At 65.1% G+C, this 20428-nt stretch carries 16 protein-coding genes and 1 pseudogene; 15 read left to right on the forward strand and 2 right to left on the reverse strand.

The features are described from left to right. Nucleotides 1-145 precede the first annotated feature (145 nt). Entirely contained in the window at nt 146-1870 is a 1725-nt protein-coding gene (gene ilvD / locus ACE10X_RS21330) for a dihydroxy-acid dehydratase (RefSeq protein WP_038388506.1), read from the forward strand. Next, a complete protein-coding gene (locus tag ACE10X_RS21335; protein WP_038388505.1) occupies nt 1857-2693 on the forward strand; it encodes a tetratricopeptide repeat protein in 837 nt (278 codons plus the stop codon). The genes ilvD and ACE10X_RS21335 overlap by 14 nt, the downstream gene beginning before the upstream one ends. A gap of 16 nt (nt 2694-2709) precedes the next feature. On the opposite strand, the gene xth is transcribed toward ACE10X_RS21335, so the two are convergent. Continuing rightward, on the reverse strand, nt 2710-3501 hold the full coding sequence (xth, locus tag ACE10X_RS21340) for an exodeoxyribonuclease III (RefSeq protein WP_038388504.1): 792 nt from the start codon (nt 3499-3501) through the stop codon (nt 2710-2712). Between the two features lie 162 nt (nt 3502-3663). On the opposite strand from xth, the gene ACE10X_RS21345 reads away from it, so the two are divergent. After that, nucleotides 3664-4797, forward strand: coding sequence for an efflux RND transporter periplasmic adaptor subunit (locus ACE10X_RS21345; RefSeq protein ID WP_038388502.1), 1134 nt, complete (start codon nt 3664-3666; stop codon nt 4795-4797). A 3-nt stretch (nt 4798-4800) separates the two neighbouring features. Continuing rightward, entirely contained in the window at nt 4801-7929 is a 3129-nt protein-coding gene (locus tag ACE10X_RS21350) for an efflux RND transporter permease subunit (RefSeq protein ID WP_038388501.1), read from the forward strand. A gap of 63 nt (nt 7930-7992) precedes the next feature. Here ACE10X_RS21350 and erpA read toward each other — a convergent pair whose 3' ends face one another. Continuing rightward, nucleotides 7993-8322, reverse strand: a complete 330-nt coding sequence (gene erpA, locus ACE10X_RS21355) for an iron-sulfur cluster insertion protein ErpA (RefSeq protein WP_016846874.1) — start codon at nt 8320-8322, stop codon at nt 7993-7995. Between the two features lie 138 nt (nt 8323-8460). On the opposite strand from erpA, the gene ACE10X_RS21360 reads away from it, so the two are divergent. From ACE10X_RS21360 to ACE10X_RS21410, 11 genes and pseudogenes are all read left to right on the forward strand, one after another. Then, nucleotides 8461-9669: a deoxyguanosinetriphosphate triphosphohydrolase gene (locus ACE10X_RS21360; protein ID WP_080583621.1), complete on the forward strand. Its 1209-nt coding sequence runs from the start codon at nt 8461-8463 to the stop codon at nt 9667-9669. Nucleotides 9670-9678: 9 nt separating this feature from the next. Beyond that, complete coding sequence (gene argS / locus ACE10X_RS21365) at nt 9679-11475, forward strand: arginine--tRNA ligase (RefSeq protein WP_038388499.1); 1797 nt, start codon at nt 9679-9681, stop codon at nt 11473-11475. A 118-nt stretch (nt 11476-11593) separates the two neighbouring features. Beyond that, complete coding sequence (locus ACE10X_RS21370) at nt 11594-13060, forward strand: SPOR domain-containing protein (RefSeq protein ID WP_038388498.1); 1467 nt, start codon at nt 11594-11596, stop codon at nt 13058-13060. 46 nt (nt 13061-13106) lie between these two features. Continuing rightward, entirely contained in the window at nt 13107-14129 is a 1023-nt protein-coding gene (nagZ, locus tag ACE10X_RS21375) for a beta-N-acetylhexosaminidase (protein WP_375764555.1), read from the forward strand. Then, nucleotides 14126-14947, forward strand: a complete 822-nt coding sequence (locus ACE10X_RS21380) for a ScpA family protein (protein ID WP_028342077.1) — start codon at nt 14126-14128, stop codon at nt 14945-14947. Before nagZ ends, ACE10X_RS21380 begins: the two co-directional genes overlap by 4 nt. Nucleotides 14948-14969: 22 nt before the next feature. Then, nucleotides 14970-15759: pseudogene (gene scpB / locus ACE10X_RS21385) on the forward strand (SMC-Scp complex subunit ScpB); the annotation flags it as partial. A 257-nt stretch (nt 15760-16016) separates the two neighbouring features. Beyond that, nucleotides 16017-16250 (forward strand): twin-arginine translocase TatA/TatE family subunit, encoded by a 234-nt coding sequence (locus ACE10X_RS21390; protein ID WP_016846882.1) that lies wholly within the window; start codon nt 16017-16019, stop codon nt 16248-16250. Nucleotides 16251-16410: 160 nt separating this feature from the next. After that, the gene (tatB, locus tag ACE10X_RS21395) at nt 16411-16932 is read left to right on the forward strand and encodes a Sec-independent protein translocase protein TatB (protein ID WP_038388492.1); all 522 of its coding nucleotides are present in this window, start codon (nt 16411-16413) and stop codon (nt 16930-16932) included. Continuing rightward, nucleotides 16929-17726, forward strand: coding sequence for a twin-arginine translocase subunit TatC (gene tatC / locus ACE10X_RS21400; protein WP_038388491.1), 798 nt, complete (start codon nt 16929-16931; stop codon nt 17724-17726). The genes tatB and tatC overlap by 4 nt, the downstream gene beginning before the upstream one ends. 201 nt (nt 17727-17927) lie before the next feature. Next, on the forward strand, nt 17928-19259 hold the full coding sequence (gene serS, locus ACE10X_RS21405; protein WP_038388490.1) for a serine--tRNA ligase: 1332 nt from the start codon (nt 17928-17930) through the stop codon (nt 19257-19259). A gap of 16 nt (nt 19260-19275) precedes the next feature. After that, nucleotides 19276-20403, forward strand: a complete 1128-nt coding sequence (locus ACE10X_RS21410) for a hypothetical protein (RefSeq protein ID WP_162136701.1) — start codon at nt 19276-19278, stop codon at nt 20401-20403. Nucleotides 20404-20428: the final 25 nt, after the last annotated feature.

Raw genomic sequence — 20428 nt, forward strand, 5'->3', positions numbered from 1 at the left:
ACCTTAAAAGCACCCGGTCCGTAGTCGCGCCGCTTTTTAGCCACACCCCGACATGAAAGGATATTCACGTAGCTGAATCCGACGGTGGGACATTTTTTCGGGTTCCGGCGTTGACGCAGGAAAGAGCGCCGGGAACAGGGTCGCGATGGACGTCAAGACGAACATCAAGGGCAGGCTGCCCAGCCGTCACGTGACGGAGGGCCCCGAGCGCGCACCGCACCGGTCCTATCTCTATGCGATGGGGCTGACGACAGCCCAGATTCATCAACCCTTTGTCGGCGTTGCTTCATGTTGGAATGAAGCCGCTCCCTGCAACATTTCGCTGATGCGCCAGGCGCAGGCGGTGAAGAAGGGTGTGGCCTCGGCCGGCGGCACGCCGCGCGAGTTCTGCACCATCACGGTCACCGACGGCATCGCGATGGGCCATGACGGCATGCGCTCGTCGCTGCCGTCGCGTGAATGCATCGCCGATTCGGTCGAGCTGACGGTCCGCGGTCACTCCTATGACGCGCTGGTCGGGCTCGCCGGCTGCGACAAGTCGCTGCCGGGCATGATGATGGCGATGGTCCGCCTCAACGTGCCGTCCATCTTCATCTATGGCGGCTCGATCCTGCCCGGCAACTTCCGCGGCCAGCCGGTGACCGTCCAGGACATGTTCGAGGCGGTCGGCAAGCACTCGGTCGGCGCCATGTCGGACGAGGACCTCGACGAGATCGAGCGGGTGGCGTGCCCGTCGGCCGGCGCCTGCGGCGCCCAGTTCACCGCCAACACCATGGCGACCGTCTCCGAGGCGATCGGCCTCGCTCTCCCGTATTCGGCCGGGGCCCCGGCGCCTTACGAGATCCGCGACTCCTTCTGCTCCGCCGCCGGCGAGAAGGTGATGGAGCTGATCGAGAAAAACATCCGACCCCGCGATATCGTCACCCGCGAAGCCCTTGAAAATGCTGCGGCCGTGGTTGCAGCCTCAGGTGGTTCGACCAATGCTGCGCTGCACCTGCCGGCGATCGCCCATGAGTGCGGCATTAAATTCAATTTGTTCGACGTCGCCGAAATCTTCAAAAAGACTCCTTACGTCGCGGATTTGAAGCCGGGCGGCCGTTATGTTGCCAAAGACATGTTTGAAGTAGGTGGCATTCCGCTGCTGATGAAGACGCTGCTCGACAATGGCCACCTGCACGGGAATTGCCTGACCGTCACTGGCCGAACGATCGCCGAAAACCTCAAAAGCGTGAAATGGAATCCGCACCAGGATGTGGTGCGGCCCGCCGACAATCCGATCACCGTGACAGGTGGCGTTGTCGGGCTGAAGGGTAATCTCGCTCCGGAGGGTGCGATCGTGAAGGTCGCGGGAATGTCCAACCTGAGGTTTACCGGTCCGGCCCGGTGCTTCGACCGCGAGGAAGACGCCTTCGAGGCGGTGCAGAAGCGCACCTGCAGGGAAGGCGAGGTTATCGTGATCCGCTACGAGGGGCCGAAGGGCGGTCCCGGCATGCGGGAGATGCTGGCGACCACGGCGGCGCTGACCGGGCAGGGGATGGGCGGCAAGATTGCCCTGATCACCGATGGCCGGTTCTCCGGCGCCACCCGTGGCTTCTGCATCGGACATATTGGACCCGAAGCGGCCGTCGGCGGGCCGATCGGGTTGTTGCAAGACGGCGACATCATCGAGATCGATGCGGTCGCCGGCACCCTTAACGTAAATTTGAGCGACGCCGAACTCGCAAATCGTAAGACCAAATGGGCCCCTCGCGCGACGAACCATACATCTGGTGCGCTGTGGAAGTACGCCGAGCAAGTGGGGCCGGCGGTGGATGGCGCAGTCACCCATCCGGGTGGCGCGTACGAGAAACAGTGTTATGCGGACGTTTAGGCGTACGATATTGGCGTTTGCGTTAGGGGCCATCCCGGTGGCGGGCTCCGGATTCGGATTCGACGGCGCTCCGGTCAACCCACAAGATACGGTTCTTCCTGTGGTTTCCCCGCAGCCGGGGACAGCCGGCGCGCTGAAACGGGCCGCGACTCCGGTGGCGCCTGCGGCGACCTCGCCAACCTCGTCGTTCAGCTCATTGCAGTATCAGGCCGAGGGCGGTCACCCCGTCGCGCAGTGGAAGCTCGGCAAGATGTACGCCGAGGGCGACGGCGTCATCCAGGACGACATGCGCGCCTTCGAGTATTTCAGCCGGATCGCCAATGCGCATGCCGAGGATTCGCCTTCGGCGCCGCAGGCCTCGATCGTGGCCAACGCCTTCGTCGCGCTCGGCCGCTACTATCTGAGCGGCATTCCCAATTCCAAGGTGAAGGCGGACACCGAACGGGCGCGGGAAATGTTCTCCTATGCCGCGTCCTATTTCGGCAACGCCGACGCCCAGTACGATCTTGCCCGGCTGTACCTGAAGACGCCGGACGCCTCGCGGGACGACTTCCGCTACGGCGCGCGCTGGCTCGGGCTCGCCGCCCAGAAGGGCCAGCATCAGGCGCAGGCGCTGCTTGGCCAGATGCTGTTCAACGGCGACCGCCTGCCGCCGCAGCGGGCGCGCGGCCTGATGTGGCTGACGCTGGCGCGCGACAGCGCGACGCCGGACGAGGCCTGGATCAAGGAAAGCTACAACCGGGCGATCGCCAAGGCGTCCGAGGACGACCGCGCGATGGCGCTGCAGATGCTCGAGCACTGGGTGCAGGGCCGCCGGGATTGATCTCCCGGCCGGCGGGTCAGGTGGTCTCGAAATCGAGATCGGCCCAGACCGGGACGTGGTCGGACGGCTTCTCCCAGGCGCGGACATAGCTGTCGATGCCGACGTCGATCAGCCGGTCGCTCGCCTGCGGCGACATCAACAGATGGTCGATGCGCAGGCCCCAATTCTTCTGCCAGGCGCCGGCCTGGTAGTCCCAGAAGGTGTACTGGCCGGGCTCGTCATTGACCGCCCGCAGCGCGTCGGTCAGGCCGAGGCCGAGCAGCGACTGGAAGGCCTCGCGGGTGGCGGGGCGGAACAGGGCGTCGTCGGCCCAAGCGGCGGGATTGTAGACGTCGCGGGCTGCCGGAATCACGTTGAAGTCGCCGGCCAGGATCAACGGCTCCTCGGTCTTCAGCCGCTCCTTCGAATACTCGAGAAGCCGCGACATCCACTTGAGCTTGTACGGATATTTGTCGGTATTGGCGGGGTTGCCATTGGGCAAATAGAGGCACGCGACCCGGATCACGCCCTGCTTCAGCGTGACGACGCCTTCGAGGAAACGGGCGTGGGCATCCTCGTCGTCGCCGGCGAGGCCGGATTTGGTCTCGTCGAATGGCAGCTTGGAGAGCAGCGCGACGCCGTTGAAGGTCTTCTGGCCGTGCGTGACGACATTGTACCCGAGGGCCTCGACCTCGAGGCGGGGAAACGCATCGTCGACGCATTTGATCTCCTGCAGACAGACGATGTCGGGGGAACACTCCTTCAGCCAGCTGACCAGAAGGTCGATCCGTTGCCGGACCGAGTTGACGTTCCACGTAGCGATGCGCATGCAAATGACCGGATTGAAGCCGCACTATTTCACTTAGGTGGCATACCATGGGCGGTCCGCCTGTGCTAACTCTCTCCGGAAACAAGGCGCAACAATTGCCGACGGGGGAGTGACGACGCGCACCGGCCTTCAAGGGAAGCCGGCGGCGCACGTGCAAAACTTATGAAAAAACGCAATTTGGTTCTGACTGTCGCTGTTCTCGGCATTGCGGCCGGGGCGGCTTACATGACCCGCACTTCATGGATGGGTGGCGGCGCCGCCACCGCGCAAGGGACCCCGCGGCCACGCGTGGTGTCCGTGGATCTCGCCAAGGCGGAACGCAAATCGGTTCCGGTCGATGTCGATGCCATTGGACAGGTCACGCCGATCTCCAGCGTGGCGCTGAAGTCGCGGCTCGAGACCACCATCGTCTCGGTGCATTTCGAGGACGGCGCCAGGGTCAATGAAGGCGACCTGCTGTTCACGCTCGACGCGCGGCAGATCGACGCGCAGATCGAGCAGGCCGAGGGCGTCCTGGCCCGCGACCAGGCCCAGCTCGAGGGCGCGCAGCGCGACCTCCGCCGCTACACCGAACTGGTCGGCAAGGGCGCGACCACCCAGGTCAACCTCGACAACGCAAAGACCCAGTCCGACGTCCTGATCGGCACCATCAAGGCGGACCGGTTCGCGCTGGAAAACCTCCGCGTCCAGAAGAGCTACACCGTCATCCGCGCACCATTCGCGGGACGGATCAGCGCCGCCAACGTCAAGGTCGGCAACTTCGTCCGCCCCGCCGACACCCAGCCGCTCGCGGTCATCAACCAGATGGCGCCGGTCTATGTCACCTTCGCGATCCCGCAGCGGGCGCTGGTCGATCTGCGCGACGCGATGGGCAAGGGCGATTCAAGGGTGATCGCGACCATTCCCGGCCACCAGCGTTCCGAGCGCGGCAAGGTCGCGATGGTCGAGAACGCCGTCGACGCGACCACCGGCATGGTGACCGTGCGCGGCATCATGAACAACGAGAGCGAGACGCTGTGGCCCGGCACCATCGTGCAGACCAAGCTGATCATCCGCAGCGAAGACGCGGTCGTGGTGCCGACGGTCGCTGTGCAGCGTAGCCAAAACGGCAATTTCGTCTTCGTCGTCAGGGACGGCGTCGCCAAGGTCCAACCCGTCAAGGTCGATCGCACCTTCCAGGGCAGCTCGGTGATCTCGGACGGATTGGCGGGCGATGAAAGCGTCGTTGTCGACGGCCAGCTGCTGTTGTCGGAGGGATCGCGGGTCGAGCCGCGGGCGCGCAAGGCTGGAGCCTGACCGATGACGCTCTCCGAGCTCTGCATCCGCCGCCCGGTCATGACGACGCTGATCACGGCGTCGATCATCGCGTTCGGGGTGTTCGGCTTCCGCCTGCTGCCGGTCTCGGCGCTGCCCAAGGTGGACTTCCCGACCATCGCGGTGACCGCGACCTTGCCCGGCGCCAGCGCCGACACCATGGCGGCTTCGGTCGCCGGCATCATCGAGCGCCAGCTCTCGACCATTGCCGGCATCTCCTCGATGTCCTCGAACTCCTCGCAGGGCACGAGCGTCATCACCATCCAGTTCGACCTCAACCGCAACATTGATGCTGCCGCGCTCGACGTGCAGACCGCGTTGACGATCGCGCAACGCCGCCTGCCGATCGAGATGACGATCCCGCCGAGCTTCCGGAAGGTGAACCCGGCGGACTTCCCGGTGCTGTTCGTCTCCTTGGGATCGGCGACACTGCCGCTGTCGAGCGTCAATGAATATGGCGACATCACGATTGGGCAGGCGCTATCGCAGCTGCCGGGCGTCGCCCAGGTGCTGATCTACGGCGCGCAGAAATTTGCCATCCGCGTCCAGGCCGATCCGGAGGCCGCTGCCGCGCGCGGCGTCTCGATGGAGGATATCCGCGCCGCGGTGTCGCGCGCCAATTCCTCGACCCCGGTCGGTACCTTGAACGGGCCCAAGCAGGACGTCGCGCTGCAGGCTTCCGGCCAGATGGACAAGGCGGCCGACTACCGCCAGATCTATGTCGCCTGGCGCAACGGCTCGCCGGTCCGGCTCGACGAGATCGCCAAGGTCTATGACAGCGTCGAGAACGACAAGATCGCGACCTGGATGAACGACGAGCGGGCGATCGTGCTCGCGATCCAGAAGCAGCCCGACGCCAACACCGTGGCGGTGGTCGATGGCGTGCTGGCCAAGCTGCCGTCGCTGCGCGCCGCCATTCCGCCCTCGGTGACCATGCAGGTCATGATGGACCGCTCGGTCTCGATCCGCCAGGCGGTCAGCGACGTCGAGGAGACCCTGCTGATCGCGATCGGTCTCGTCATCCTCGTGATCTTCCTGTTCCTGCGCTCGGCCTCTGCCACCTTCATTCCGGCGCTCGCGGTGCCGATCTCGCTGTTCGGCACCTGCGCGGCGATGTACGCGCTGGACTACTCCATCAACAACATGACGTTGCTGGCGCTGACGCTCTCGGTCGGCTTCGTGGTCGACGACGCCATCGTCATGCTGGAGAACATCGTCCGCCATATCGAGCACGGCATGAAGCCGTTCGAGGCGGCGCTGAAGGGCGCCCGCGAGATCGGCTTCACGATCATCTCGATCACCTTCTCGCTGATCGCCGTGTTCATCCCGGTGCTGCTGATGGGCGGCATCGTCGGCCGCGTGTTCCGCGAATTCGCGGTGACGATCTCGGTTGCGATCATCGTCTCCGGCTTCGTGTCGCTGACCTTGACCCCGATGCTGTGCGCCCGCGTGCTGCGCACGCATGACGCGACCAAGCGGCCTAACGTCGTGCTGCGGGCGTTCGAGGCGATGTTCGAGGCCTGGCTGCGGGCCTATGAATGGGCGCTCGACTGGGTGCTGGCCAAGAAGGCGCTGATGCTGCTGGTCACGCTGGCGACGCTCGGCGGCACCATCTATCTCTACATGATCGTGCCGAAGGGCTTCTTCCCGCAGGAGGACACCGGCTTCCTGATCGGCGTGACGGAGGCTGCGACTGACACCTCGTTCGAGGCGATGAAGGTGCGCCAGCAGGCGCTGGTCGAGGTGCTCCGGACCGATCCTGCGATAGAGTACATCAACTCTACGGTCGGCTCCGGCGGTCCCAATCCGACGGCGAATTACGGCCGGCTGTTCATCGCGCTGAAGCCGCAGAAGATGCGTGACAACGCCACCGTGGTGATCGGCCGTCTGCGGCAGAAGGCGCGCGAGATCCCGGGCATGCAGGCGTTCTTCCAGAGCATCCAGAACCTCAGCATCGGCGGGCGTATCTCCAAGAGCCAGTATCAGTATGTGATGCAGAGCGGCGATACCGAGGCGCTGTACCGGCTGGCGCCCGAGATGCGCGACAAGATCGAGAAGATCGCAGGGCTCCTCGACGTCACCACAGACCTCTACATCAAGAACCCGCAGATGACGGTCGACATCGATCGCGAGAAGGCGGCGGTCTACGGCGTCACCGTCGATCAGGTCCGCAACCAGCTCTACAACGCCTACGGCGCGCGGCAGGTCGGCACCATCTACATGCCGTCGAACGACTACCAGATCATCCTCGAGGTGCAGCCGCAGTTCCGCGTCGATCCGTCCGACCTCTCGAAGCTCTACATGAAGACCGCGAACAACCAGACCATTCCGCTGGATGCGGTGGCAAGGCTGGTGCCGACGGTCGGGCCGTTGCAGATCAACCACCAGGGCCAGCAGCCGGCGGTAACGGTCTCCTTCAACCTCGCGCCGGGCACCTCACTCGGCTACGCGGTCGACAAGATCACCGAACTCGAGCAGACCGCGAATTTGCCGCCGACGATTGTGACCGGCTTCTCCGGCACCGCGCAGGTGTTCCAGGATTCGCTGCGCGGGCAGGGCGTCCTGATCCTCGCCGCGGTGTTCGCAGCCTTCGTGATCCTCGGCATTCTCTATGAGAGCTTCATCCACCCCATCACGATCATCTCCGGCCTGCCGTCGGCCGGTATCGGCGCGATCCTGACGCTGATGATGTTCGGGATGGAGCTGTCGGTCATCGCGATGATCGGCATCGTGATGCTGGTCGGCATCGTCAAGAAGAACGCGATCATGATGGTCGACTTCGCGCTCGAGCGACGCCGGGTCGGCCTCAGTGCCGAGCACGCGATCCGCGAGGCGGCACTGCTGCGCTTCCGCCCCATCATGATGACGACGTTCGCGGCGATCTTCGGCACGCTGCCGATCGCGCTCGGCGCGGGCGCCGGCGCCGAACTGCGTCAGCCGCTCGGCGTCGCCGTGGTCGGCGGCCTCTGCGTGTCGCAATTGTTGACGCTGTTTATCACGCCCGTCATCTACATCTACCTCGACCGCATCGACCGCAGGCTGCGCCGCAAGCTCGATCCGCAGGCGGACGCCGGCGGCGACGTCGAGCGGCCGCAGGTGGTCGCGGCGGAATAGCCGAACGTTCGGCGCGAGCCGGAAACCGGCTCGCCGGGGGTAACCGCTCGGGATCGCGAGGCGTTAAATCGAGAAGCTGGTGCCGCAACCGCAGGAGGCGGTGGCGTTTGGATTGACGACGCGGAACGAGGCGCCGATCAGGTCGTCGACGAAGTCGACTTCCGAGCCCGCGAGGAACGGCACCGAGGCGGGATCGATCAGCACCACCGCGCTGTCGCGCTCGATCACGAGGTCGTCATCGGCCTGGGTGCGCTCGACGTCGAACTTGTACTGAAAACCGGAACAGCCGCCGCCCTCGACCGAAATGCGCAGCTTGGCGCCTTCGCCTTCCTTGCTGAGGATCTGCCCGATACGGCGGGCGGCCCGTTCGCTGACGGTGATGGCAGCAGTCATGTCGGTCTCCGAAACCCTATTTGAGCATGATCTGATCCGGATCAGGCCCGGCGTCATCCCCAATTCATTTGGTCGGCCGCCTCAGTCATAGTTAAGTGCGTCGGACCATGGAATCAAATGGATAAGGACTAAAATACAGTGTCGGTCGGAATGGCTGCCCCCCGCGCGCCTTATGCCTGCGACCCCGATCGCAGCCGCGGCCGGCTGGTCGCCGAGCCGCCGAGCCGGACCCGCAGCCCGTTCCGGCGCGACTGCGACCGGGTGATTCATTCCACCGCGTTCCGCCGCCTCAAGCACAAGACCCAGGTCTTCGTCTTCCATGAGGGCGATCACTACCGCACCAGGCTGACCCATTCGCTGGAGGTGGCGCAGATCGCCCGGGCGCTGGCCCGCCAGCTCGGGGTCGACGAGGACCTGACCGAGACGCTGGCGCTGGCGCATGACCTCGGCCATCCGCCGTTCGGGCATGCCGGCGAGCGGGCGCTCGACGAATGCCTCAGGGATGACGGCGGCTTCGACCATAATGCGCAGGCGCTGCGGGTCGTCACGTCGCTGGAGCATCGCTACCCCGAATTCGGCGGGCTGAATCTGACCTGGGAATCGCTCGAGGGGATCGTCAAGCACAACGGGCCGCTGACCGAGCGCAATGGCGCGCCCGCCGGCCGTTACCTGGAGAGTGGAATCCCGATCGGAATTGCCGACTACAACAACGGCTACGACCTCGAGCTCTGGAGCTATGCCTCGCTCGAGGCGCAGATCGCGGCCTTCGCCGACGACATCGCCTATGACGCGCACGATATCGATGACGGCCTGCGTGCCGGCCTGTTCGCGGTCGACGATCTCAAGGAGATGCCGCTGACCGCCGACATCATCGCCGAGATCGACCGCCACTATCCTGGGCTCGACGAGGTCCGGCGCGGCGCAGAACTGGTGCGTGAGCTGATCTCACACTTCATCAGCGCGGTCTTCAACGAAGCGAGCCGGCGCCTCGCGGCCGCCCAGCCGCAATCGGCGCACGACGTGCGCCATCACAATGCCCCGCTGATTGCGTTTCCGTCCGAGGTGGCGGAGCAGGAGGCGGCGATCAAGGCGTTCCTGTTCCGGCGGATGTATCGCCACAAGCGGGTGATGCTGGTGATGGGGGAGGCGGAGGAGGTGGTCCGCAATCTGTTCGAGCGCTACCAGCAATCGCCGGAAGACCTGCCGGCGGAATGGATCGAGGGGAGCGTGCAGGAGACCGGGAGCGCTCGGAACAGGCGGATCGGCAATTTCATTGCCGGGATGACCGACCGTTTCGCCCTGATCGAGCACCAAAGGCTTTTTGACTCGACCCCGGATTTGCGTTAGCGCCCTGCCATGGCCGACACCACTGCTTCACCACACCTTTTTGCCGACATGCTGACGCGCGTGCACGCGATCTGTGCCGCTGTCGCAGCCGAGGACAATTGGCCCGCCGGCATCGATCTGTCCCGCGTCGTGGTGGAGCCGCCGCGCGACGCCAGCCATGGCGACATGGCGACCAATGCCGCGATGGTGCTCGCCAAGGACGCCAAGGCCAAGCCGCGCGAGCTTGCCGACAAGATCGCCGAGCGGCTGCGCGCCGATGCGCTGGTGGTCTCGGTCGATGTCGCCGGGCCCGGCTTCATCAACCTGACCTTGAGGCCGCAGGTCTGGTCGGACGCGCTACGCGCCGTGCTGGCCGCCGGCTCGGCTTACGGGCGCAGCGACATCGGCAAGGCCGAGAAGGTCAATGTCGAATACGTCTCGGCCAACCCGACCGGGCCGATGCATGTCGGCCATTGCCGCGGCGCCGTCTTCGGCGACGCGCTGTGCAGCCTGCTGCAATTCGCGGGCTTCGACGTCTGCCGCGAATATTACATCAACGACGCCGGCGCCCAGGTCGACGTGCTCGCGCGTTCGGCGTTCCTGCGCTACCGCGAGGCACTCGGCCAGGACATCGGCGCGATCCCGGAAGGGCTCTATCCCGGCGACTACCTCGTGCCGGTCGGCGAGGCGCTCGCCAAAGAATATGGCGAGAAGCTGCTCGACATGAGCGAAGCCGCGTGGCTGCCGATCGTGCGCGACAAGGCGATCGCCATGATGATGGAGATGATCAAGGGCGATCTCGCCGCGCTCAATATCCATCACGATGTGTTCTTCTCCGAGCGCTCGCTGATCACGTCAGGCAACAACAAGGTCGCCGAGACCATCGATTTCCTGCGCGCCAAGGGCGACATCTACGAGGGCCGTTTGCCGCCGCCGAAGGGCAAGCCGGTCGAGGACTACGAGGACCGCGAGCAGTCGCTGTTCCGCGCCACGGCCTATGGCGACGACGTCGATCGTCCGCTGATCAAGTCGGACGGCTCCTACACCTACTTCGCATCCGACATCGCCAACCACCGCTACAAGTTCGAGCGTGGCTTCACCAATCTGATCGACGTGTTCGGTGCCGATCACGGCGGCTACATCAAGCGCATGCAAGCCGCCGTGAAGGCGGTGACCGCGGGCAAGGCTGTGCTCGACGTCAAAATCGTGCAGCTCGTGAAGCTGCTGCGCGACGGCGAGCCGGTGAAGATGTCGAAGCGGTCCGGCGAGTTCGTCACGCTGCGCGAGGTGGTCGACGAGGTCGGCTCCGACGCTGTCCGATTCATGATGCTGTTCCGCAAGAACGACGCGGTGCTCGATTTCGACCTCGCCAAGGTGATCGAGCAGTCAAAGGACAACGCGGTCTTCTACGTCCAGTACGGCCACGCCCGCGGCCATTCGATCTTCCGCAACGCGCGGGAGGAAGCGGTTCCCGATCTGCCCGAGACCGATGAGGCCCGGCTCGCCTATCTCCGTAATGCTACGGTCGAGCGGCTGACCGACCCGGCCGAGCTCGAGCTGCTCAAGCGGCTTGCGCTTTATCCGCGGATGATCGAGGCTGCCGCGGTAGCACATGAGCCGCACCGAATCGCTTTTTATCTCTATGATTTGGCCAGTGAATTTCATGCGCTTTGGACCAAGGGGCGTGATTTGCCCTATTTACGCTTCATTATCAATAATGATGCAGAGATCACGAGGGCGCGACTGGCAATGGTTCAGGGCGTCGTCTCGGTTCTGGCATCGGGCTTAGCTGTTCTAGGCGTCCACGCTCCGACCGAGATGCGGTAGGCAGGGGCATTAGGCCCTCACGAGTGGGGATTTGTGAGGGCATCTGGCAGAGGCCAACTCGTACGAACCGGCTGTGCCGGCGATTTTGGCGCTGTCCCGAAGGGGATGCATCATCACAATGGCTGATCGATATCAGGACCGACATTTTCCCGCCGACACGGCTTCCAAGGCCGACAGCGATCCGCTTGCCGAACTGGCACGGCTGATCGGCCAGACGGATCCGTTCGGCTCCTCCAACAAGCCGCCGCCGCGTCCGCTGCAGTCGCGCGCCAACGCGCGGCCGCAACAGTACGAGCCGCAGGCCGCGGACGAGGATGCGCCGCCCGCGGGCCCGCCGCCCTGGATGCAGCGCGCGCGGCAGGAGGCGGTCGCTCCGCCCCCCGTGCAGAACACCGAAGACGAAGAGGCCGAGCAGGACTACCAGCCGAAGCCGGTGCATCCGTTGCACCGCTATGCGGCTCAGCAGGCGCAGCCCGCGCCCGCGCCGGTGGCGCAATATCGGCCGGTCGAGGCCCCTCGTCAGCCGGAGGCATTTGACGAGGAGCCGCACTATCAGAGTGACGGTCAGAGTCAGGATCCGTCGCGCTATGACGACGCGCTCTACGGCCAGCTGGAAGCCGGCGAGCAGGACCTGCAGCGCGATCCCGCCTATCCGGACGATCCCTATGCCTATGAGGAGGCCTACGAGGAAGAACCCGAGCCCCGTCGGCGGCGCAGCGGCCTGATAACGGTCGCCGCGGTGCTGGCGCTTGGCGTGTTCGGCGTCGGTGGCGCGTACGCCTACCGGACCTATGTCGGTTCGCCCCGCAGCGGTGAGCCGCCGATCATCAAGGCTGACAACACGCCGACCAAGGTGATCCCGGCCCAGGCCGATGCGCCGGCCAAGACGCCGGACCGGATGGCGACAGGCGACGGCACCGAGAAGATCGTGTCGCGTGAAGAGACGCCGGTCGACGTCAATTCGAAGACCGCCGGACCGCGTGTCGTGTTTCCGCCGCTGAACGCCAATGCGAATCCGCCGCCGGCGGCCAGCGTGCAGACGGCGCAGCCGGCGCCGGCGCCGCTCACCGCGAACGGCACGTTGCCGAACAACGAGCCGCGCAAGGTCCGCACCCTCTCGGTCAAGGGCGATACGCCCGATGGCACGCAGGCCACCGCGGCCGTGCCGGCAAAACCTCCGGCGGCGGCGAAGCCTCCGGTGTCGCGCGGCAACCCGGCTGCGGCCAATGCCAGTGTCAACTCGCCAATGTCGCTTGTTCCCGGCCAGGCTGAGGCGGCTCCGGCCGCGCCTCCGACCCGGGTGGCGTCGACCTCGGCGGCTCCGGTTGGTGGCGGCGGATATCTGGTCCAGGTGTCCTCGCAGAAGAACGAGGCGGACGCCCAGGCGTCGTACCGGACGCTGCAGGGCAAGTATCGCAACGTGCTCGGTTCGCAGCCCTTGGTGGTGAAGCGCGTCGATCTCGGAGAGAAAGGCGTCTACTACCGCGCCTTCGCGGGCCCGTTCGCGTCCTCGGAAGAGGCGAGCCAAGTGTGCAAGAGCCTGATGTCGGCGGGTGGGCCGCAGTGCCTCATCCAAAGAAATTAAAGGCCGTTTCCTTGACCCGTGAGCTGCATACGGCCTAATCGGCCGAATGACGAACCGCGCATTCATCACGGGTATATCCGGGCTGATCCTCAACGACGCCGAACGCGAATTCATTCGCGCCGAGCGGCCATGGGGCTTCATCCTGTTCAAGCGCAACATCGAGAGTCCTGCCCAAGTGACGGCTCTTGTTGGGGAACTCCGGTCTGCAGTCGGCGTCGCCGATGCCCCGGTCCTGATCGACCAGGAAGGCGGGCGGGTGCAGCGGCTCGGCCCGCCGCATTGGCCGGCCTATCCGCCGGGCGCGAGCTTTGGTGCGCTCTACGACATCGATCCGAAGCTTGGGCTTGCGGCAGCCCGGCTCAGCTCTCGGCTGATTGCGGCCGACCTGATCGATCTTGGAATCACCGTCGATTGCCTGCCCTTGGCCGACGTTCCCGTGGCCGGGGCGGATGCGGTGATCGGCAACCGGGCCTATGGAACCGAGCCGGACAAGGTCGCGGCGATCGCCCGCGCTGTCACGGACGGGCTGGAACAGGGCGGGGTGCTGCCGGTTCTCAAGCATATTCCCGGCCATGGCCGGGCCACGGCGGACAGCCATTTCCGGCTTCCGACGGTTGATACCGCCAGGGACGAGCTGGAACGGACCGATTTTGCTGCGTTCCAGCCGCTTGCGTATCTGCCGATGGCGATGACTGCACATGTTGTGTTTAGCGCGCTCGACCCCGTCCATCCGGCGACGACTTCTGCGACAATCGTCGAACAGGTGATTCGCGGCCTGATCGGGTTCCAGGGTTTGTTGATGAGTGATGACGTGTCGATGAATGCTCTGGCCGGATCGATTGCCGAGCGGACCCGCGCCATCGTCACCGCCGGTTGCGACATGGTTCTGCACTGCAACGGCAATATTGACGAGATGCGCGAGGTCGCACGCGAAACGCCGGAACTGACCGGCAAGGCGCTTGAGCGCGCCAAGGCGACGCTCGCCGCGCGCAAGCCGCCTCAGCCGCTCGACCGGCAGGCGGCACGGGCTGAACTGGATGCGTTGTTGGATCGGGTAGGGACGGCATGACCGCTGAAATTCTTTCGTTTGATACCGGGCGGCCGGCCGACCTCGCCGAGGGCGAACCGGCGCTGGTGGTCGACGTCGAGGGCTATGAAGGTCCGCTCGACCTGCTGTTGACGCTGGCGCGACAGCAGAAGGTCGACCTGTCGAAGATCTCGATCCTCGCGCTCGCCGACCAGTATCTTTCGTTCATCGAGGCGGCGCGCAAGATTCGCCTCGAGCTTGCGGCCGACTACCTCGTGATGGCGGCGTGGCTGGCGTTCCTGAAGTCGCGGCTCCTGCTGCCCGAGCCGCCGACCGCGGAGGGGCCGAGCGCCGAGGAAATGGCGACCGCGCTCGCCAACCGGCTGCGCCGCCTGGAGGCGATCCGCGAGGCGGCGAACCGGCTGATGAACCGGCCGCAGTTCCAGCGCGATATCTTTCCGCGCGGCAATCCGGAATCGATCGCCGAGATCAAGCATCCGAAGTTCACCGCGACCTTGTACGACCTGCTGTCGGCCTATGCCACGCAGCGCGCGTCGCGCGTACTGACCTCGGTGCATCTGGCCAAGCGGACGGTGTGGTCGCTCGCCGAAGCGCGCGCGTCGCTGGAGCGGCTGGTCGGCCTCGCCGAGGAATGGAGCTGCCTCGACGAGTACCTGATGAAGTACGTCGCAGATCCCAAGCAGAAGGCGACGGTGTTCGCCTCGAGCTTCGCGGCCGCCCTCGAACTGGTTCGCGAGGGCGAGATGGAGATCAACCAGAAGCAGGCGTTCGCGCCGATCTATTTCCGAAAGCGTCAAGCGCAAGCCGCAATGGCGGCGCCGGACCTGTCGGTTGAGTAAGTGGAAGAAGGAGAGCAGGCCCATGGCAAGCTTGGCGGAAGTGCGCAGAGAAGAGCCCGAGGAGGAGGCTTCTCCTATGGATCCGGTGGCGCGTCCTGAGGAATTGCGGCTCCTGGAAGCCCTGTTGTTTGCATCGGCCGAGCCGATCGATCAGGCAACGCTGGCAAAGCGGATGCCCGACGGCGTCGACGTCAAGGCGGCGCTGGCACAGTTGCAGGCGGAATACGCGCCGCGCGGCGTCAACCTGGTGCGTGTCGCCAACAAGTGGACGTTCCGCACCGCCGGCGATCTGTCGTGGCTGATGACACGCGAAAGCACCGAGACCCGCAAGCTGTCGCGTGCCGCGATCGAGGTGCTGGCGATCGTCGCCTATCACCAGCCGGTGACCCGCGCCGAAATCGAAGAGATTCGCGGCGTGGTCACGTCGAAGGGCACGATCGACGTGCTGCTCGAGACCGGCTGGATCCGTCCGCGCGGCCGCCGCAAGACGCCGGGCCGTCCGCTGACCTTCGGAACCACCGACGCGTTCCTGTCGCAGTTCAGCCTGGAAGCGCTCGGCGACCTGCCGGGGCTCGAGGAGCTGAAGGGCACGGGTCTGCTCGACTCGCGTCTGCCGACCGGATTTTCCGTTCCGTCGCCGTCGGATGACGCGACGCTGCGGGAGGACGAGGAGCCGCTCGAGCCGGGTGATACGCTGGAACTGCTGCTGGCGCCGGCCGTCGAGCCGGAAGCCGAGGAACCCAAGACTGAGGCCGAAAAGACTGAGGCCGAAGCGTCCGCGGAGGTTGAAACCATCGCCGAGGCCGAGGTCGAGGGGGACGTTGCCTCTGACGCGGATGCGGCCGAACCTGACGCTGGCGAGCCGGAAGACCGGGCCGACCACGCGGGTGATGACGCCGACGCCGAGGACAAGGGCGAATAAGCCTGAATATTCCCGGTTAAGCCTAGCAATATTACGTAGCCGCGACAGCGATTTGCCGCGGCCGAGGTCCTTGTTTTTGACACCCCGCGGGCCTACCTTCCGGCAAAGTTCAGGCCGGTCCGCCGGCCATTTCTGGAGGGTTGCAGGATGGGTTCGTTGAGCATTTGGCACTGGATCGTCGTGATCGCAGTGGTCCTGCTGCTGTTCGGACGCGGCAAGATTTCGGATCTGATGGGTGACGTCGCTCAGGGCATCAAGGCCTTCAAGAAGGGCATGCAGGACGACGACAAGGTCGCCGAGAAGACCGAGCCTACCAAGTCAATCGATCACAATGCGGCGACGTCGGCCGCGCGCCAAGATGTCGGCAGCAAGGCCGTCTAACGCGCTTGTACTGACGCATATTTCGACGTTTTTTCTTGCGCGAAACGGTGACGCCGTCGCACAGACGCGCTATGGACGCCGATTGAGAAAAGGCGCCGGCAGCCCCAGATCCTGTTAGGAGCGATGGGGCCGATGGCGGCGCGCTTAGGCGGAAGAATTCATGTTCGATATCGGGTGGAGTGAACTGGTCGTCATCGCGGTCGTCGCGCTGATCGCCATCGGCCCGAAAGAACTGCCGGGCGTGCTGCGCATGGTCGGGCAATGGATGGGGAAGGCCCGCAAGATGGCCTCCGAATTCCAGGGCCAGTTCCAGGAAGCGATGCGCGAGGCCGAGATGGCCGACCTCAAGAAGAGCTTTGACGAGGTCAGGGAGGCCGCAACCGGCATCACCAGCGGCAACATCATGACCTCGCTGCAGAAGGACGTCAGCGACGCCCTGCAGATCGACAAGCCGGTCGATGCGCAGGTCGCGTCCGCAATCGACGCACCGGTGACGTCAAATGACGCACCGGTAACGCCCACGACTCCCGCCGAGCCGACGCCGGAAACCTTCGTCGAGGCCGAGGCGCACACGGCCGCCAGCGAGCCGCTCGCGATCATCAATGAGGTGAAGGGCGAGCCGGCGCCGCAGGATGTGACGCCGGCACAGCCCGATGTACGCAAGGACGCGAGGGCGTCATGAGCGCCGAAGACATCGAGGCCAGCAAGGCCCCCTTGATGGATCACCTGATCGAGCTGCGCTCGCGGCTGATCAAGGCGCTGCTCGGCTTCGGCGTGGCCTTCATCATCTGCTTCTTCTTCGCCAAGCAGATCTACAATGTGCTGGTTTGGCCGTTCGTCTGGATCGCGGGGCCGGAGAATTCGAAATTCATCTACACCGCGCTGCTGGAATATTTCATCACACAGCTGAAGCTCGCATTGTTCGGCGCGGGCTTCATCTCGTTTCCGATCGTCGCCACCCAGATCTACAAGTTCGTCGCGCCCGGTCTCTACCGGCATGAGCGCAACGCCTTCCTGCCGTATCTGATCGCCACCCCGGTGTTCTTCGTGATGGGCGCGGCGCTGGTCTATTTCGTCGTGCTGCCGATGCTGGTGCGGTTCTCGCTCGGCATGCAGCAGGCCGGCGGCGCGGAGACCGCGCAGATCCAGCTGCTGCCAAAGGTCGGCGAATATCTTTCGCTGATGATGTCGCTGATCTTCGCCTTCGGCATCGCGTTCCAGCTGCCGGTGATCCTGACGCTGCTCGGCCGCATCGGCATCGTCACCTCGAAGATGCTGAAGGAGAAGCGGCGCTACTTCATCGTGATCGCCTTCATCATCGCCGCGGTGCTGACGCCGCCCGACGTGCTGAGCCAGGCCTCGCTCGCGATCCCGCTGCTCGCGCTCTACGAGGGCGCGATCATCGCGGTCCGGATCGTGGAGAAGAAGGCTGCCACCTCGACCGCCTCGTCCGGGGCGACCAATCCCGCCGAATAGGTGATTTTGCCTCACACTCAGCGTCATACCCCGCGAAAGCGGCGTATCCAGTACGCTGCGGCCTCTCGGTGACACGCTGACGTCTCTGGAATACTGGATCGCCCGCCTTCGCGGGCGATGACAGTTGTGCTAGTTGAGGCACACCACAAAACGTTGACATACAACGTTATCTGCCTGAGCGACGTTAGGACCCCGACTGCCATGCACGACATCAAAGCGATCCGCGACAACCCGACAGCCTTCGACGCCGGCCTGAAGCGCCGCGGGCTTGGGCCGTTGTCGCCGTCGCTGCTTGCGATCGACGAGAAGCGGCGGGCGGCGATCCTGGCGTCTGAGCAGGCCCAGGCGCGGCGCAATGCGGCCTCGAAGGAGATCGGCGAGGCCAAGAAGGCCAAGGACGAGGCGCGTGCGGCCAAGCTGATGGCCGAGGTCGCCGAGCTGAAGACCACGATGCCGGAGCTCGAGGCGGCGGCGAAATCGTCCGATGACGAGCTGACCAAGGAGCTGTCGTCGATTCCGAACCTGCCGCTCGACGAGGTGCCCGACGGCAGCGACGAGCACGGCAATGTCCAGCACCATGTGTACGGGAAGAAGCGCGACTACGGCTTTGCGCCGAAGCTGCATGACGATCTCGGCACCGCGCTCGGCTATATGGATTTCGAGGCGGCGGCGAAATTGTCCGGCGCACGCTTCGTCGTGCTGAAGAAAGGGCTGGCGCGGCTCGAGCGCGCGATCGGACAGTTCATGCTCGATTTGCACACCGGCGAGCACGGCTACACCGAAATCAATCCGCCGCTGCTGGTGCGCGACGCTGTGATGTTCGGCACCGGCCAGTTGCCGAAATTCGAGGACGACCAGTTCTGGGCGATCAAGGGCGAATTGCTCGCGGCACCGAATGCCGATCTGCGCAGCGAGCGCCTCGGCCTGATCCCGACCGCGGAAGTGTCGCTGACCAACCTCGCGCGCGAATCCATCCTGGATGAAAAGGAACTGCCGATGCGGCTCACCGCGCTGACGCCGTGCTTCCGCGCCGAGGCGGGCGCGGCGGGGCGCGACACGCGCGGCATGATCCGCCAGCACCAGTTCACAAAGGTCGAGCTGGTATCGATCACGACGCCGGAAGCCAGCAAGGATGAGCTGGAGCGCATGCTGTCCTGCGCCGAGCAGGTTCTGCAGAAGCTCGACCTGCATTATCGCGTGATGACGCTGTGCGCCGGCGACATGGGCTTCTCCGCGCAGAAGACCTACGACATCGAGGTGTGGATGCCGGGGCAGGGCGACGGCGGCGCCTATCGCGAGATTTCGAGCTGCTCGGTGTGCGGGGATTTCCAGGCCCGCCGCATGGACGCGCGCTATCGCGGCCCCGACGGCAAGCCGCGCTTCGTGCATACGCTGAACGGCTCCGGCACGGCGGTCGGGCGCGCCTTGATCGCGGTCATGGAGACCTATCAGCAGCAGGATGGTTCGATCGCGGTGCCCGATGTGCTGCAGCCCTATATGGGCGGGCTCAAGGTCATCGAGCACGGCATGTGAGGCGAGGGCCAGTGTGATGCCGCTCCACCGTGACATCCACTGGCTTGGTCGACAATGGGCCGTCACGGGCCACGGTCTGCAGCTGATCAATCAGAAGCAGATGGGCTACTACGACATCGAGGCCGCGCGCCTGTGGGACGCGCGCGTGACCGAGGTGCAATCGAAGGCCTGGATCGACAGGCCCGACTTCGACAAGGCGCTGGAGATCGCGCGCGGCAAGTTCGCCCAGATGGCGCCGGCCGATCTGCCGCCACCACCGGCACCGATTGCGTCGCCGCCACCGCCGGTCCGGGCGACGCCGCCGGCCGCGCCGCGCGCGCCGCTTGACGCGACATCGGTGCCCTCGATCGAGGAGCTGCTGGCCAGGCTGAAATCGAAATCGGCTGCGACGGCGCCGATCGCAAAACCGGCCGAGGCGCTCGCTCCGGTGCCGCCCAAACCCGAACCGCTCAGGGTTGAGTCTCGGAAGGTCGAGCCGGCGAGATCTGAGCTCCCCCAAGCGGCTTCGGTCGCCCCTGAACCGTCCAAGGCTGCGCCTCGCGCGTTTGAAGCTCCGAAGGCTGAGTCGCTCACGACCGCGCCCGCCAAGGCCGATCCCATCACGGCCGATCCCATCAAGTCCGAGCTCCCCAAATCGGAGCTTCCGAAGCCTCCCGAGCCCGAGCCTCGCCAAACCGCTCCTGCTCTTGAGCCCGCCAAGTCGGAAGCTCGGAGGGTTGAACCGCCCAAGGTTGAAGCGCCCAACTCTGAAGCTCCCAAGTCTGAAGCTTCCAGGTCTGAAGTTTCCAAGTCTGAAGCCCCCAAGGCTGATGCTTCCAAGGCTGATGCTTCCAAGGCTGAAGCTCTTAAGGCTGAAGCTCTCAAGGCTGAAGCGCCAAAGCCTGAACCTGCCAAGCCCGAGCCACCAAGGTCAGAAGCTGTCACGTCCCGGGGTCTCGGGGCCGAACTGCGTCAGGCCCCGCGGGTCAAAATGCCAGGGGTGCCGCCGCCAGCGCCCGTGATCGCCGTTGTTCGGCGGCCGGCCAGACCGGCCTGGCCGGTGTTCGAGTGCAAGATCGCCGGCAGCGCGCGATTTGTCCGTCCATGGCGCGTGACGTCGGCGCGATGGCACGGGCCATCGCCAGGTTTGCCTCCGCGGCCCTAGCCGGTTAAGACGGCAATCAACTCAA

It is taken from the genome of Bradyrhizobium sp. Pha-3 (genome assembly GCF_042258325.1).
In the GTDB taxonomy this organism is placed as follows: Bacteria; Pseudomonadota; Alphaproteobacteria; order Rhizobiales; family Xanthobacteraceae; genus Bradyrhizobium; species Bradyrhizobium elkanii.